The sequence below is a fragment of the Promicromonospora alba genome (assembly GCF_042654905.1).
Lineage (GTDB): Bacteria > Actinomycetota > Actinomycetes > Actinomycetales > Cellulomonadaceae > Promicromonospora > Promicromonospora alba.
On record NZ_JBHSFI010000004.1, the window covers coordinates 764,368 to 778,850 of the forward strand.

Consider the following 14,483-nt stretch of genomic DNA (forward strand, 5'->3'; position numbering starts at 1 on the left):
GACAAGTGAGTTCTCAATCAGAGCGCCTCGACCATGAGCCGGTCGAAGCCCGCGCCAGGGCTCTTCAGCGCCGCCAGGAGCTGCGCCGTCTCGGGCTGCAGATCGCACTCGAGGCGCTCGGTGATGCTGAGCAGGCTCTCGATCGCCTCGGTCTCGGCCCCGGCGTCCCGACTCTCGTGCGCGGCCAGGATCCGGACGCGCCACAGGCTCTCCTGCGCCGGCTCGACCCGCAGCCCGACGGCGACGGCCTCCTCGGCCGAACGCCAGCGGCCCTCCAGCAGACGCCGCTTCGCGAGCGCGTACGACGCGTCCACGATCTCCGCGACGAGGCGCTGCCGGACCGGCTCCGCCCATGCGTAGCGGCGGCCGTGCGCGCCCTCGAACGGAACGCCCCGCACCAGCGGGAGGGCTGCCTCGAGATGCTCCGTCGAGGCCTCCAGCGGAGCTCCCGCCAGCAGCCGGTTCCACGTTCCGACGTCGGTGGTGACCGACGGGAGGAACCCGTACCCACCGTCGGCCTGGTGCCGGGGCAGGTAGTCCTGTCCGTCGGGGTCCTGCCCGACCCAGCGCCGCAGTCGCGACGTCGCGGCGTTACGTACGGCGAGGTTGTCGGTGCCCGTCCGCTCGGGCCAGAGCGCGTCGTCGATCTCCGTCCGTGTCGCTCCTGGGTGCAGCGCCAGGTAGGCGGCGAACTCCAGCAGGCGCGCGCGGTTGCCGTCCTCGACGCTCCCGGTCGCGTTCTGCAGGCCCACCTTGCCGAGCACGAGGATCTGGGGTGTGCCGCCCGAAGGAGTCGTCCGAGGGTCCGCGACGATCGGCACCTCCAGCGTGTCGGGCGCGGGCTCGCCGTCGTAGGGGTCGGGGGTCTCGACAGGCGCGACCAGCGGGGCCGGCGCGACCAGCGGAGCAGGCTCGATCCTCGGAGCCCGCTCGGCCAGCGACGTCGGCTCGACCCGCGGAGCTGACTCGACCAGCGGGTCGGGAACAACCAGCGAAGCGGGCACGATCGGCACCTCCGCGGTGTCGGTCCGCGGCTCCAGCACAGGCCTGATCGCCTCGACCTCAGCAACGCTGGGTTCGGACTGCCCCGCCCCCTCGAGCTCGCCGGGATCCGCCAAGGAGACGAGCCGCAGCAGGTGCCCGTACTCCTCGGACGGCAGCCGCTGCGGGCGCAGCTCCAGGCCTATCGGCGAGAGGACCGCGAGCTCCTGCCCGGGCAGTACCTGGAGAGCCCATTCGCCCACGCTTGTGCCGCCGGTGATCGTCGCGAGCGCCACGTGCGGCAGGACGTCCATCAGCTCGGTCAGTCGCGCGCGCTGCGCGTCGGAGACCTGGTCGGCGAGCAGCACGATCTCCGGCACCCAGGCGTCGGGCACCGCACCGGTCACCCGGGCCGAGTACAGGTCGGGCACGCTCTGCGCCGCGAGCGCCGCACGGTCGGCGTGCGCGCGCTGTGTCAGGTCCTCGATGATCCGGCCGACGCTCGGCAGGTAGCGGATGCGACCAGTGCGCATCGTGTCCTCGAGGTCGGGGAACGCGCCCACGAGGGTCACCTGGAGGTCGTCGGCCCACACGGACGTGGCGAGCTCGACGGCGACGGCCGCGAGGATCTCGAGGGTGGCGGAGTCGTCGCCCGTGATCCCGAGTGCGCCGAGGTGCTCGAGGTTGAGGAAGACGTGGCCGTGCTCGTCGTCGGACCCGATGGTGACGAGCGTCGGGTAGGGGGCGGGGACGACGGCGGGGTCGACCGGGGCGAGCCGTCGCAGGTCACTGACGTCGAGCGTCCAGACCGTGGAGTCGGCAGCGGCGCGCCACGGCTGGGGCAGGAGCGTCGGTTCCTCCAGGTACAGCTCGAAGGCCTGGGCGGTGAGCCGGGCCGCACGCACCACAGGGAGCGGGCGACCGGACTCGACGCACAGGCTCGCCAGGGACCGCAGCGCCAGGTCGACGGTCTCTACCGACAGCTGGTCGGCGGCGGCCCGGATCGTCTGCTCGAACGCCGCGGTGTCGCCGGCGGGAAGCGGGATGCGCTGCCCCGGGCGGCGCAGCCGCTGCTGGTCCCGGCGGCGGCGCGCGAGGACCGTGAGCATGCCGGCGGCCAGGATCGTCCCGACGCCGGTAGCTGTCGCGACCTGCCAGGGGGCTTCGTCCGACATGCCGTCGTCCGCCGCCTCGTCGTGGGCGGTCTCGGCCTGCCGCTCGGCGGCGACCTCGCCCTGCCGTGCGAGCGCGGGAGCCGGGGCGGCCTTCGGCCGCTGGGACTCGGCCCCGGTACGCGGCAGTTCGGCCGACGACGACGCGGGTGCCTCCGCGTGCGTCGAGGCCGCGTTCTCCGCCGGGGCGACCGGCTTCGGCTCGGGTGCCCGGCGCTCCGGAGCCGTGTGCGGCGCGGACGCCGGCGCGGTCTCCGCGGCACCCGGCACCTGGACGGTCCATCCCGGGTGGATCAGGTCCGGGTCGGTCAGGCGGGCGCCGCCGGGCTGGTCGACGTCCTGCGTGGCCTCGAAGAGCTCGGGGTACCGGGAGGCGTCGCCGAGCTCCTCCGCGGCGATGCCGGACAGGGTGTCGCCGCGCTCGACCACCACGGACCTGTCGGCGCCCTCCCGCGAGTGCCCGGCGTCCACGTCGGGCGCGGCGTCGGGCGCCGCCGGGATCGTCAGGACCCAGCCGGTCGTCAGGAAGGCCGGGTTGTCGGCGAGGTGCTCCTGGTTGAGCTCGACGATGTCCCGGTACCGGTGGCCGTCACCCAGGTAGGTCTCCGCCAGACCCCACAGCGTGTCGCCGCGCACCACGGTGTGCTGGACGGTCGTGGGGGCAGCCTGCTCGGCAGCCGCCTCACGTGTCGACGACGGCGCCCGCTCCGCCGGAGCCTCCACCACTGCGGGTGCGGACACCGACACCGTGTGCGACTCCATGACCGGCGCCGCGCCGGCCGGCAGGACCGCGGCACTGGCCATCGGCACCGCGGTGAACAGGAGCAGCATCGCGGCGACCAGGCTGCGGGCGGCGCCCTGCGGCACCTGCAGCCCGGGGAGCCGGGGCGCGCGGACGCCACGCAGCTGCGCGACGAGCTCGACCACTATCGAGCACGCGAGGAAGGCCCACGCCAGCCAGCCGACCACCTGCAGCACGACCATGAACATCGTGCCGTCGTCCCGCGAGGTCAGCATGTCGACCACCGTCTCGAACGACGGCGCACCTGCCCCGAACGGGTCGGCGCCGACGGCGAGCAGCACGAACGGGAGGCCGACGGTCACCCCCACGATCACCAGCAGTGCCAGCAGGCCCTTCAGACGACGCATCACTGCTCGATCCCTCCGACGACCCGCACGATGCGAGCCTCTGCCTCGCCCGACACCGGCATGGAGCTCAGGCCGATGAACGACAAGAACTTGGTCTGGTACACGTCCTCGGCCCGCACCACGACGCGGACGCCCCCGGGCACGGTGACCGTCCCCGTCATGCCCGTCGAGGCGAGATAGGTCCGGGCGGCGACGGCGGCCTGGTGGTAGCTCGCCTGCGCGCCCTCACCGCGGAGAGCAGCTCCGCCCTCGAGCTGCTGCCCGCCCACGCGAGCGGCCTGCGAGGCGACGTCGCGGGCGCGCTGCTGCGCGTGGACCTGCCCGGTCAGGTCGACGGCGATGCCGACGCCGAGGATCATCACGAACGTCGACGTGACCAGCCAGGACGACACCGAGCCTCGCTCTCGGGCGGCGTCCTCGGTCGTCGGTGAGCGTCTCAGGCGCCACATGTCAGTGCTCCCGGTAGGTGTCGATCGGGCTGGACATCGTCTTGGTGATCGTGATCGCACCGGGCACCCCGGGCAGTGCGACGTCGGACAGGTCGACATCACAGGACACGGTCGCGGCCACCTGCGCCGGCGTGCCCGGAGGCACGGCGAACCCGCTGGTGTCGACGGTGACGTTGCTGCGGGTGCACCGGACGTCCTGGTTCGCCAGGCTCGCCTTCGCGCCGGCCGCCGCCTGGGCATCGGCCTCACCCTGGGTGCGCGCGATCGACGCCGACCGAGCGGCCTCCGCCGCGACCGACTCGATGGCCTGATTCGCGATAGCCACCCGGCCACCGGCGATCACAAGGGAACCGAGCAGCACGAACGCGGTCACGCCGATCACAGCCTCGATGGAGGCCGACCCGCGCTCGCCGTCCCGCCGCCGGCCCTCCGTCCCCTGCCGCAGAGCCCACCACGGCGCGCGCCGCATCATCCGGTGACCCTCTCCACGGGCAGCGTGGCCGACTGCTCGACCGTCGGCTCCCAGCCCGGGACGAGCGACACGGTGTGCGTGGTGACGTTGACCGTGGCGTGCGTCGCGGTGCGCTGCCCGGTCACCGTGGTGCCTTTCAGCCCGACGGTCGTCGTGTTCACGTACTCGTGCGCGGCACTCACGCCGGCACCGGTCGTCCCGTGCTCGGCCGCCGCGGCGCGCGCACCCTCCTGCGCAGCCGCCAGTGCCACCGCCCTGCCCTGGTACAGCATGGCGCCCTGCACGAACACGAACATCAGCGTGAAGAGGGCAGGCAGCAGGAACACGTGCTCGATGCTGGCCGAGCCGCGTTCGCCGACCTCCCGGGAACGACGTACCCGGGAACGCGCGTGCCGGGGACGATAGGTCACCCGATCTTGGCCGCTTCTGACGTGACGAAGGCCCTGATCGCGGCGACCACGATCGCGACGATGGCGATGACCGCCACAGCCCACAGGACGTTCTCGATGGTGACGTTGCCCCGCTCCGGGGCGACGGCCAGCCGAGCGCGAGCCCGGTCGGTCACCCTCAGTCCGAAGGCATGCAGTGTTGCGACGATGTGGAGCATTGGGCTCCCCTTTCTGAAGGGTCCGGCGTAGTGGATCGGTCGGGCTGGTACGAGCCGGCGGTACATCAGACGCCGGCCATCACGCGCAGCAGCGCTGGTGTGATGAGGATGATCATGAACACCACGCCCAACAGGGACATGGGCATGTTGATGCGCTCGCTGGCGGCGTTCGCGGTAGCGCGCTCGGTGTTCAGCATGGCCGAGCGCAGGGCGGTCGAACGGGCCCGGAGATTGTCGTAGACCTGGGATCCCTCGCCGCTCATGCGCATGACGTCGGCCAGGTCGTTGAGCTCGGGCAGCCCGAGCTCCTCGGACAGGTTCTGCAGCGAGTCCCAGGGCGCCAGGCCGCTCCAGCGGGAGCGCTGCAGCTCCTCGCCGATACGGCGGAACACCCAGTTGTCACCGACCTCGGCGGCGCTCTCCATGGCCTGCCGGGACCCGGCACCGCTGAGCCGCTCGAGGGCGACCAGGTCGGTGTAGACACCGAGGGCCCGGGAGAAGTCCCCGCGGGCCTTCTTGGCGTCGGACCGGACGTTCAGGTCGGGCGCCAGGAACAGGAAGGCCGCCAGCACCAGCGAACCGGCGGCCGGCACCACCACGGGAACCGGCAGCTCGATCAGCGTGAAGTAGTACGACAGGACCGGCGGGATCACCAGGCCGACCAGCGCGTACACCACCTTGGTGCCGTAGTGCCGGTGGACCGGCACCCGCAGCAGCGCCAGCTCCTTGGTGGGGGACCGGCCCCAGACGGACGCCGGAAACCGGCGGATGGCCCAGATCCCGAGCTTCTCGACGGTCCCGGGGGCAACGACCTCCTGCCGCACCGCCGAACGTTCCTTCGCCGCCTCGGGCGAGTAGCGCCGCACGACGTCGACCACGTCCGGGTCGGCGGGCATCAGGCGCCAGACCAGCAGCGCGACGCCGAGGCCGAACACGGCCCCGCCCAGCAGCGCGATCTGCAGACCGGTGGTCATCATGGCCTCGCCCCGTCCCGCGCGTCCGCGCCCATGAAGCGCGGCAGGGGAGCGCCCTTCGACATGTTCCGCATCATCACCAGCAATCCGACGTAAGCAGCCAGGAAGAGCGTGATCAGGAGCTGCCCGACCGGCGTGCTGTAGGGCTGGATGTAGTCGCCGGTGAGGGCGAGTACGCCCAGCACGCAAGCGGTGATGATCGTGACCCAGCGCGCCGTCGACCGGGGCCCGGCACGCTCGGCCTCGATCTCCCGGCGGGCCCGGACGTCGTCAGCCACGGACTGCGCGGTGGACTCCAGGACCGAGGCGAGGCCCGCGCCGCGGCGGCGCGCGCCGAGGATCAGGCTGGCGGAGACGACGTCGCCGGTCGCGTCGTCGAGGTCGTCGGCGAACGCGCGCAGCGCGGCCTCCGTGCCCCAACGGGCGCGCAGGCGCGCGACGAGCGTGGTCACCTCGGGCCGGATCGCGTCGGGAACCGAGCGCAGCGTCATGCGCAGCGCTTCCTCCAGCCCGACGCCGACCGTCAGCACTCCCGCGAGGCTGCGGACCCACTCCTCCAGCGCCTCGAGCTTCCTGATCGTGGACGCCGAGTCGCTGGAGCTCAGGAGGACGGGCAGGCCGATGCCGGCCAGCGGCCCGATCACCAGGGCGACCAGCCAGCCGGTGATCAGCCAGACGGCCACGCCCGCGGCCAGGCCCACCAGGGCCAGCAGCCGGGTGCGCCGGTCCATCCGCATCAGACGGGCCACGGCGCGGCTCCGGCGCCGGCCGGGCGGGGCCGCGGCGTCGACCGGGGTCCTGCGCAGCCCGGCGATCAGGCCCAGGATGCCTGCCACCACCAGCGCGCCGCCCAGGGCGGGGATGAGCACGGTCATCGCACGCCCTCCTCGCGCCCGTTCTCGGCCAGGTAGGAGGTCAGGTCGAACCCGAAGCGCTCGAGGTCGCGCAGCTCGTCGGGCATGGTGCCGGGTACGGCAGGTCCGCCGTGCCTGCTGGGTTCGAACACGTGCGTCGTCGCATAGCCCTTGAAGGCCTCGCCGGGTGCCACGTGCACGATCTCCGAGACCCACCGGGACCGGCGCCACTGGGTCCCGGCCGCGTCGAGCGGCTTGGTGTCCAGATTGATCTGCACGATGAGGTCGACCGTCTCGGCGAGCTTCGACGTCGCCAGCTCGCGCGTCACGTGCGAGCCAGCCTCCATGGCACAGGTGACGAGCTTGCGGATCGCGGCCTCGCCGTCGGCAGCGTGCGTCGTGGAGATCGAGCCCGCGCCCGACTCCATGGCCTTGATCATGGCCCAGACCTCTTTGCCGCGGACCTCGCCGACGATCTGGCGGGACAGGTTGAACCGGAACGAGTCGTACAGGGCCTCCTCCAGGCCGAACTCGCCGGCCTGACGGCCGTCCGGCCCGATCTCCCCGGAACCCGGCCGGGCCTCCCATGCGTGGACGATGTCGTGCACGTCGGTGAGCTCGTGCAGGTGCAGCTCGAACTCCGTCTCGAAGGTGCCGATCGCCTCGTACCGCGGGATCTCTCCGCACAGCGCCCGGACCATGGTGGTCTTGCCCGCGCCCTGTGGGCCGGCCACGACTATCGACTTCTTGGCCCGGACCGCGGCGCTCAGGAACGAGGCCTGGCTCGCGCTGAGCATGTCGCGCCCGACCAGGTCGTCGAGTGTGACCTTTCGCAGCCGGTGACGCCGGATCACTACCGAAGGACGGGCGGTGACCCACGCCGCGGCGGCGAGCCGGGAGCCGCCGTCGAGCCGCATGTGCAGCCGTGGGCTGGACGTGGAGAAGCTCCGCGCGCTGCCCTCCGAACGCGTGGCGATGAAGGCGAGCTCGTCGAGCAGCTGCGTGTCGGAGTCCGCGACGGGGTCCTTGCGGACCAGCTCGCCGTCGGTCTTCTCGACCCACACGTTGTCCGCGCCGCTGATGATGATGTTCTCGACAGAGTCGTCGTCGACAAGAGCCTGCAACCTGCCCAGGCCGAACACGGCGTCGAAGACGGCCTTGGCCAGGGCGTCCTGCTCGTCGGTACGCCACACCTGCTCGCCGTCGTGGAGGCGGTCGGCGACGACGTCATCGAGCAGGGTCTGGATGATCTCCTTGCCCAGCTCCCGCTCGGCCTCCAGGTCCTTGCCCTTGTCGTCGCCGAGACGTTCGACGAGGCGCTCGGACGTCTGCGCACGGAACAGCGCCACCTGGTGCCAGTCGATCTTGACGGTCGGGACCGGCGGCGCGGCGGGGGTGGCCGGGGCGGCACGGGCGCGCAGCCTCGTGGGGGTGGAGGGCGCCACCTTGCCCAGCCACGGGCTCATCGCGCCGGACGGGGGCTGCGCGAGCACGGGCGGAGCCGGATTCGGGCTCTGCACGGGCGCCGGGGCGACAGGCGCTCCGGCCGGCGCCGCCGGCTGCGCCGCGATCCGGCCGGCCAGCGAACGGGCGGCGGGCCGCCGCGGCCGGATCTGCCCGACGGGCGACTCACGGACCGGCTCCTGCGGGTCCTGCCACTCGTCCGGCCCGCCGAAGATCGGCAGGGCCGTGGGATCCGTGGGCTGACCCGTCACCGCAGGATCCCCTCGGTGGCGACGCCCAGCTGGGCCCTCGACCGGGTGACGCCGGCCCGCACGCTCTGCACGGCTGCCCGCAGCGACTTGGTGAGGTTCGACGCCTCGAACTTGCGTGGGGGCTTGGCGCCGTACGTGTACACCTCCGCCGACGACGGGTCCCAGGCCACGCTCGCGATCACCGGGCGCTCCAGGACCTTGGCGATCTCGCGGTTGTCGTACGGCTTGCCCGGACCGACCGCGAGGACACCAAGACTGTCCAGGGCGCCGGCACGCGTGAACGACTCCCGCAGGGTCGTCGCCCACGAGCTGGCGGCGACCAGGGCGGGCAGGTTGGAGCGCGTCACCAGCAGCGCCAGGTCGGCCTGCGTGGTGAGCTTCATCGCGAAGCCCTCGAGACCCAGGCGGCCCGCGTCGACGATCACGTCCTGCCCGGTGCGCTCAAGCGACTTGAACACTCCGCCGAGCGGCTCCCACAGGCTGTCGAGCGCGCGCGCCTGGTAGTGGTTCTGCGGCCCGCTCAGCAGCTGCACCCCGGTGCCCGGGACCGGGATCAACATCCGCGGCAGGTCCTCGGCCAGGGTGCCCTGCCGGTGCGAGACCGCGAGGTCGATGATCGTGTGGTCGTTCGGCAGCTGCGCACCGCCGAAGTACCCGGCGGGGATCGCACGCGCGCCCGTCGGGTCCGCGTCGACCAGGATGACCGGGCGAGGCCAGGTCATGGCCAGGCCGAGCGCCGTCGACGTCACGCCGGGTGAGCCGCTGGCAGAGGTCAGGACGATCAGCGCCATGTCACTGCTCCTGACTGTCCAGCACGAGCGCTACCTCGCCGGCCGCCGCGCGCCTGGCCACACCCGGTGCGACGTCGGTCGCCACCTGCACGTTCACCAGCGTGTTTCCGGTGATCTCGTCCGGGGACGTCTGGACGACGGTCGCGCCGTAGGCCGCGGGCGGCGGTCCGGCGGCCGCTGCGGCCTCGCCCCCCGTCGTCACGACGCGCACCTTGTCGCCGACGGCGAGCTGTTTCGTCGGGAGCATCGCGGAGGTCAGGCTCAGGCCGACGACCGAGAAACCCTTGGGCGGAACCACCGCCTCCGTGACCTGATCCCCGGTGATCACGCTGTGCGCGGCGATGTCGAGCGCCGCCCGTTGTCCAACGAGCGTTGCCATCTCCGCGGCCTTCACGGCCTGGATCGCCGGGTCGACGCCGATCCGCACGGTCACGAGGTTGTCCTCCTCGATCACCTCACCGCGGAGCACGGTCTCCCGGACCGTCAGCACCTCCTGCGCGGTCGACGTCGACTGCCACGCCCACGCGCTGGTCAGGCCACCCACGCAGATCAGCGCCACCGACAGGGCGATCATGGCTGGACGGCGGCGCATCTTCGGCGGCGGCGCGATCTGGTCGAGACCAGCGGCTCCACCACCGGTGCGGCCGGGGCGCTCGACGCGCGGGGCGTCCGGGGCGGGTGTGGTCGTTGTCATGCTGGAAGGCCTTCCTGGGTATGCATGGCCTCGAACGGGCGAAATTTGCCGCCGTCCGCCCCCGCATCGTAGTCGGGGCTTGTCAGGATTCGGAGGAAAGATCAGTAGGTACGTCGCGTACCACGTCAATCGCCCCGACCAGGGCCCACTGCAGGTTCGCGTCCTCGTCGTCCAGGACGGTGGCCGGCCACGCCTTGTCGGCGGTGGAAGCAGGTCTGGAGGCGTCGTCCTGCGTCGGGTCGTCCGGTGTCTCGCGCACCGGAGCCCTTTTGTGGTCTGCCGACGCCTTGCCGACGGCGGTCCCGCCGCCACCCTCGCGCGCCTGCTCCTGGGCCCTCGCCACACTGCGCGGCATCGAGTCGAAGAATCCGCCCCGCGGCCATGCCCGCCCCCTCCACCGGAGTCGCGCGCCCTGGGATGCGCCCGACTTTCCAGGGGCCACGGTACGTGGTGGGGGCGAAAATCTACACTTGCGTGTTTTCGTGGAAATTCGGCGTCCGGGTCCTTACCCTGCGTGCAGGCCCGGCCGTCATTGGGTGATGACCTGAGCCTCGCCCATCACGATGTTCGCGGTGGAGGTGAAGTCCAGCGGGATGGTGCCGGTCTGGCCGATGCCTTCCCACTGCACCGTCCAGAAGGACGTCGCAGTCACCTCGTACCTGCCCTGCTTCGTGTAGCGGTGCCCACAGTCCGGCGACTCCATCGTGTCGAACCGATCTTCGTAGACCGCGCCCGGACCGACGCAGGTCACCGACGTGCCGTCGCCCATGTCCCACACGACCTTGTCGACCTTCGCGGTAGCGGTGACGGTCGCGCCGCCGGCCGACGCCTCACGCGTGATCGGACCGAAGGTTCTCGGCCTCGGCTCGTTCACCCACATCCACTGCGGCATCCCGACGATCCCGACCCGGCCGGGCCCTTCCTCAGGGACGATGCCGATGTCGATCCCGCGCAGCTGCATCCTCGACACCGCGCGTTGAGCCAGGACTGCAGGGTCCGGAGCGCCGGGCAGGGCGGGCACCCAGCGGGTGACCGTCACTGCGCACAAGCCATCCGGGTTCCCCATCTGGCTCCCGGTGTTGGCCTCGTCGCAGAACGGGGTGCAGGTCACGATGAGGCCGTTCTCGTTCCCCCGCCACACGGCATCGCTCTTCGGAGGCTGCGGGTCGACAGCCCGCATATAGCAACCGCCGTCCCAGACACCGTCGTCCGAGGTACACGGAACCTTCTCGCCCTCGTGAGTACAAACCGGCTTCTTGCCACCGCCAGGCTTGCTCACCGGGGTGGTGCCACCAGCCGTACCGCCTGCCTCGATGTCGACGATCACCAAGCCCTTTCCGTTGGCTGCGGCACCGCCGGTGGGGTCTGGGTCGGCGACGTGGACGGCTGCCACGTCGAGCGCAGCGTTCGCGACCGGGGCACCCATGAAGATCAAACTGACCGTCGTGAGAACCGTCGCGATTCGGCGCACGTCAGCACTTCTTCCCGGTAGAAGCATTCTCGTCGAGCGACCAGATGCCCTCTTGCTTCTGACCCTGCATCACTACCTTCATGAGCACCCTGTCCGGACCGCCATTCTGAACGGCCGAAGTCCCGTCTGGTCGGACTACATCCCTGCCGCTGTTGTCGATGCACACGTTCATGTACACACGCTGGCCGGTGACGTCCTTCTTGAGCGGGTCGCCCTCGTACTTGGTCACCTCGACCACCTCGACCGTCTCGCTACCCGGCGGGCCGGTCTCCTTGAGCTTCAGCTCGGTGAACTGTTCCCAGTACGACTGCTCCGACTCCTGGAGTTCCGCGCTACCGATGTAGCCCCCGCTCATCAGGTCCCAGAACGGGTTCTCGCCCTTCTGCGCATACTCGCTGGTGATGTCCTGGTATTCCAGGTAGCGCTGCTCAGCCTCGGCGATGTTCTTCGCCTTGGCTGCTTCGGCAGGATCCTCCGGAGTCGGCGACGGCGAGTCCGTCGGAGTCGGTGACGCGGACGGCGAAGCCGAGGTCTCGGGGGCCGCCTCAGTTTCCGCCTGGCAAGCGGCAAGGCTGAGCACCAGAGCGACGGCGGCACCAAGTGCGGCAGGACGGGGCGTGCGGAACATGCGGAAGTCTCCTCGGTGGCAACTCAGGGGCGTGCAGCGAAACACGTCGGGACATCAACCAGCTGCACGACTCACCCGTTGGACGTGCCCGAGAACCCACCCGACGTCGTCGCCTGCGACGCAAGACTCGTCTGCGTCTGGGCCATCTCGTCATCAGCGCGGTCATAGCTGGCGACCGCCTGCACGGCGCCCGTCATACCAGCTTCGATCCGCGTGCCGATGGACTTCAAGGTCTCGGTCCGCCCGCTGAAGAACGTCCCGAGCGCCTCGGCGATGATCGGGCTTCCGCCGGCGCCGGTCACCGCCTTGGTCACATGCCCCTCAAGCCCGCCGAGGGTGGTGGACAACGACTGCGCACGGTCCTGGACCTTGCGCAGCGTCGCCTCCACGCCCTCCGGCGAGACCCGGTAACCGGTCACCTGATCAGCCGATCGAGTCGACCGCGGCCCTGGCGCGCGTCATCGCGTCCTGAGCAGTCGCGTCGTTCTGCTCCAGCGAGCTCCGCAGCGTGCGGATGATGCCCCGGACCTCGCCCGCGACGGTGTTCCATCGCACTTCCTTGGCCCGGTAGTCCTCGGAGACGCCCGAGGCCTCGTAGTCGGCCATCGCGGCCTTGACGTCCGCGTCGCGCTGATCGATCAGCGCTTCCAGGCGGGATGCGACCCGCTCGAAGTTCTCCTGCGCCTCGGTCGACGCGCCCAGCTCGTAGTCCCGACGATCCATTGCATTGGCCATGATTCTTAGCCCCCTGGTCTCTGTGCTGTCTGCCGGTTACTTGCCGGCGCCGAAACGCGCGGCGTCGAACGAGACAGAGCCCTGCTTCGCCCGGGTCTCGTCGGCCATCGTCGTGTCGCCCTCGCTGAAGGACCTGTCCATGCCCGCTACACCGGTCAGGACCGCACCCAGCGCCTGGTTCAGCTCGACGGAGATCTCCTCCGTCCGGCCCTTGAAGGCATCGAACGCGGCACGACCCGCGCCGTTGAACTTTCCCTCCAACGGCTCCGCGGCCGCGCCCAGCTCCCGCACCAGCGACCCCAGATCCTCCGAGGACGCGCCGGTCTTCTTCGTCAAGGTCGAGAGTACTTCCGACCCCATCGCGAACTTCATAGCGAGCTCCCTCACGTCGGAACGCCTCTCCGCCGACTCAGTTGAGCGGGCGAAATTACACATAAAAGTACAAGACCCCCAGGTCTGCGTCCACGAAACCGCGAGGCGATCGCCCCGACGCCGCTACCGATGGTCCGGACGGTCGACCGCCTGAACCCAGAGACCCCGGGCTGAGAGCCTCGTCCGGTATTCCGTCCGGCTCGAGCCGCATGGGAAGTTTCATCCACATATGCATGCTTTCGTGTCAGAATCGTGCCTCCAACACGGGCCAGCACGTCGTGAATCCAGGAGATGCCCCGTTTGCCCACCGAGCCAGAGCCCGCACTGCACCCCCTGATCGACGGTTGGGACGTCGAAGCCAACCTGTTCCTGACCCAGAGCCGTGCCGTCGTGGCCGGGCTTACCGAAGCCCGTTCGGACCTGCTCCGGTCGATCGACGGATCGCGTCTGGTACTCGGCACCGACGAACGCTCCTACCTGACCCGCCCCATGCGCGATGCCCTGGTCGGCACCGGCGGCATATGGATGGTCGACCAAGGTGACGGCACCTTTCGTGACGGCATCACCGGCAGGCAGTTCTCCCGTCTCCAGGATGCCGTAGACGCCTCGTCCGGCCCACCAACACTCGAGAGCATGTCACCCGTCTTCCTCGGCGGGACGCCCGACAGCATCGACGAGCAGGTCGCCGCCGATCTCACGGCACGGCGCAGCGGGCCGGTCGCGGGGACGGTCCAGCTGTCGCTGTCCGTGCGGCACAAGGCGCGGCCGACCACAACCCTCGGCCGCGCGGCCGAGCTCGCGATCGAACACCTGACCGGCGCCCCGCCGTTGTCGTGGGGCACGCACGAGCCCGCGCTCGCCGCATGGGACCGCACGGTGCTCACCCGGTACGTCCGTAAGCGGGCACCGCAGCCGGTGCGCCTGGTCGTGGTGGGCGACGGCGTCATCGGAACGATGCTGGTGCGCCGCACGCGGGACGGTCTGGAGGAGATCACCACCCTCGACGTCGTCACCGGCAGGCCCGGCAGCGACGCAGCGCGCCACGTCACCGAGAAGGTGCCAGGCCTGTTCGACACGCTCGGCAACGAGCTGCTCCCGCTGTTCTGCCTGGCCACCACTCGCATCGGCCGCGGTGACCTGCGGGTCCCGCCCGAGCTCGAGGCTCCGCCCGCACCACTTCAGATGCTGCTCGGGGCCCCGGGGATACGCCAGCTCAGGGTCGATGTCGACGCGGCAGTCCGGGAGCACGGCGCCGTCCGCCTCGGCGCCCGGCGGCTCCCGGTTCTCCGCTTCACCCTCGGCACGTTCGACCACGCCGACTGGAACACGGCCACCCGGATCGTGCGCTGGCTCGGAGCCGAAGAGCTCCTGGCCGATCTGCACGGCACAGCACCCAGCGACCCTGCACCATGACCAAGA

17 protein-coding genes are annotated in these 14,483 nt (G+C 70.9%); 1 reads left to right on the forward strand and 16 read right to left on the reverse strand.

The genetic code is table 11. The features are described from left to right. Positions 1 to 17: 17 nt before the first annotated feature. The 16 genes from ACFO6V_RS14355 to ACFO6V_RS14430 form a co-directional block, all read right to left on the reverse strand. Positions 18 to 3,302 (reverse strand): LysM peptidoglycan-binding domain-containing protein, encoded by a 3,285-nt coding sequence (locus ACFO6V_RS14355; RefSeq protein WP_377136440.1) that lies wholly within the window; start codon positions 3,300 to 3,302, stop codon positions 18 to 20. Further along, positions 3,302 to 3,751, reverse strand: a complete 450-nt coding sequence (locus tag ACFO6V_RS14360; protein WP_377136442.1) for a pilus assembly protein TadG-related protein — start codon at positions 3,749 to 3,751, stop codon at positions 3,302 to 3,304. Before ACFO6V_RS14360 ends, ACFO6V_RS14355 begins: the two co-directional genes overlap by 1 nt. Position 3,752: 1 nt before the next feature. Continuing rightward, entirely contained in the window at positions 3,753 to 4,223 is a 471-nt protein-coding gene (locus tag ACFO6V_RS14365; RefSeq protein WP_377136444.1) for a TadE/TadG family type IV pilus assembly protein, read from the reverse strand. Further along, positions 4,220 to 4,633 carry a TadE/TadG family type IV pilus assembly protein gene (locus tag ACFO6V_RS14370; protein WP_377136446.1) on the reverse strand — a complete coding sequence of 138 codons (414 nt, stop codon included), beginning with the start codon at positions 4,631 to 4,633 and terminating at the stop codon, positions 4,220 to 4,222. The genes ACFO6V_RS14365 and ACFO6V_RS14370 overlap by 4 nt, the downstream gene beginning before the upstream one ends. After that, positions 4,630 to 4,830, reverse strand: coding sequence for a hypothetical protein (locus ACFO6V_RS14375; protein ID WP_377136448.1), 201 nt, complete (start codon positions 4,828 to 4,830; stop codon positions 4,630 to 4,632). The genes ACFO6V_RS14370 and ACFO6V_RS14375 overlap by 4 nt, the downstream gene beginning before the upstream one ends. 65 nt (positions 4,831 to 4,895) lie before the next feature. Further along, positions 4,896 to 5,807, reverse strand: a complete 912-nt coding sequence (locus tag ACFO6V_RS14380) for a hypothetical protein (RefSeq protein WP_377136450.1) — start codon at positions 5,805 to 5,807, stop codon at positions 4,896 to 4,898. After that, a complete protein-coding gene (locus ACFO6V_RS14385; RefSeq protein WP_377136452.1) occupies positions 5,804 to 6,679 on the reverse strand; it encodes a type II secretion system F family protein in 876 nt (291 codons plus the stop codon). The genes ACFO6V_RS14380 and ACFO6V_RS14385 overlap by 4 nt, the downstream gene beginning before the upstream one ends. Further along, positions 6,676 to 8,373 (reverse strand): CpaF family protein, encoded by a 1,698-nt coding sequence (locus tag ACFO6V_RS14390; RefSeq protein WP_377136454.1) that lies wholly within the window; start codon positions 8,371 to 8,373, stop codon positions 6,676 to 6,678. Before ACFO6V_RS14390 ends, ACFO6V_RS14385 begins: the two co-directional genes overlap by 4 nt. Further along, positions 8,370 to 9,164, reverse strand: coding sequence for a hypothetical protein (locus ACFO6V_RS14395; RefSeq protein ID WP_377136456.1), 795 nt, complete (start codon positions 9,162 to 9,164; stop codon positions 8,370 to 8,372). Before ACFO6V_RS14395 ends, ACFO6V_RS14390 begins: the two co-directional genes overlap by 4 nt. 1 nt (position 9,165) lies before the next feature. Further along, positions 9,166 to 9,858: an SAF domain-containing protein gene (locus ACFO6V_RS14400; RefSeq protein ID WP_377136458.1), complete on the reverse strand. Its 693-nt coding sequence runs from the start codon at positions 9,856 to 9,858 to the stop codon at positions 9,166 to 9,168. An 82-nt stretch (positions 9,859 to 9,940) separates the two neighbouring features. Further along, positions 9,941 to 10,213 (reverse strand): hypothetical protein, encoded by a 273-nt coding sequence (locus ACFO6V_RS14405; RefSeq protein WP_377136460.1) that lies wholly within the window; start codon positions 10,211 to 10,213, stop codon positions 9,941 to 9,943. Between the two features lie 174 nt (positions 10,214 to 10,387). Then, on the reverse strand, positions 10,388 to 11,329 hold the full coding sequence (locus tag ACFO6V_RS14410) for a hypothetical protein (protein ID WP_377136462.1): 942 nt from the start codon (positions 11,327 to 11,329) through the stop codon (positions 10,388 to 10,390). A gap of 1 nt (position 11,330) precedes the next feature. Then, complete coding sequence (locus ACFO6V_RS14415; RefSeq protein WP_377136464.1) at positions 11,331 to 11,957, reverse strand: hypothetical protein; 627 nt, start codon at positions 11,955 to 11,957, stop codon at positions 11,331 to 11,333. A gap of 71 nt (positions 11,958 to 12,028) precedes the next feature. Further along, positions 12,029 to 12,376, reverse strand: coding sequence for a DUF6507 family protein (locus ACFO6V_RS14420; protein WP_377136466.1), 348 nt, complete (start codon positions 12,374 to 12,376; stop codon positions 12,029 to 12,031). A 4-nt stretch (positions 12,377 to 12,380) separates the two neighbouring features. Then, positions 12,381 to 12,680: a pore-forming ESAT-6 family protein gene (locus tag ACFO6V_RS14425; protein ID WP_377136468.1), complete on the reverse strand. Its 300-nt coding sequence runs from the start codon at positions 12,678 to 12,680 to the stop codon at positions 12,381 to 12,383. Between the two features lie 48 nt (positions 12,681 to 12,728). Continuing rightward, positions 12,729 to 13,064, reverse strand: coding sequence for a hypothetical protein (locus tag ACFO6V_RS14430; RefSeq protein ID WP_377136619.1), 336 nt, complete (start codon positions 13,062 to 13,064; stop codon positions 12,729 to 12,731). Between the two features lie 300 nt (positions 13,065 to 13,364). Between ACFO6V_RS14430 and ACFO6V_RS14435 the strand changes: the two genes are divergently transcribed. Next, positions 13,365 to 14,477 carry a DUF6177 family protein gene (locus ACFO6V_RS14435; protein WP_377136470.1) on the forward strand — a complete coding sequence of 371 codons (1,113 nt, stop codon included), beginning with the start codon at positions 13,365 to 13,367 and terminating at the stop codon, positions 14,475 to 14,477. Positions 14,478 to 14,483: the final 6 nt, after the last annotated feature.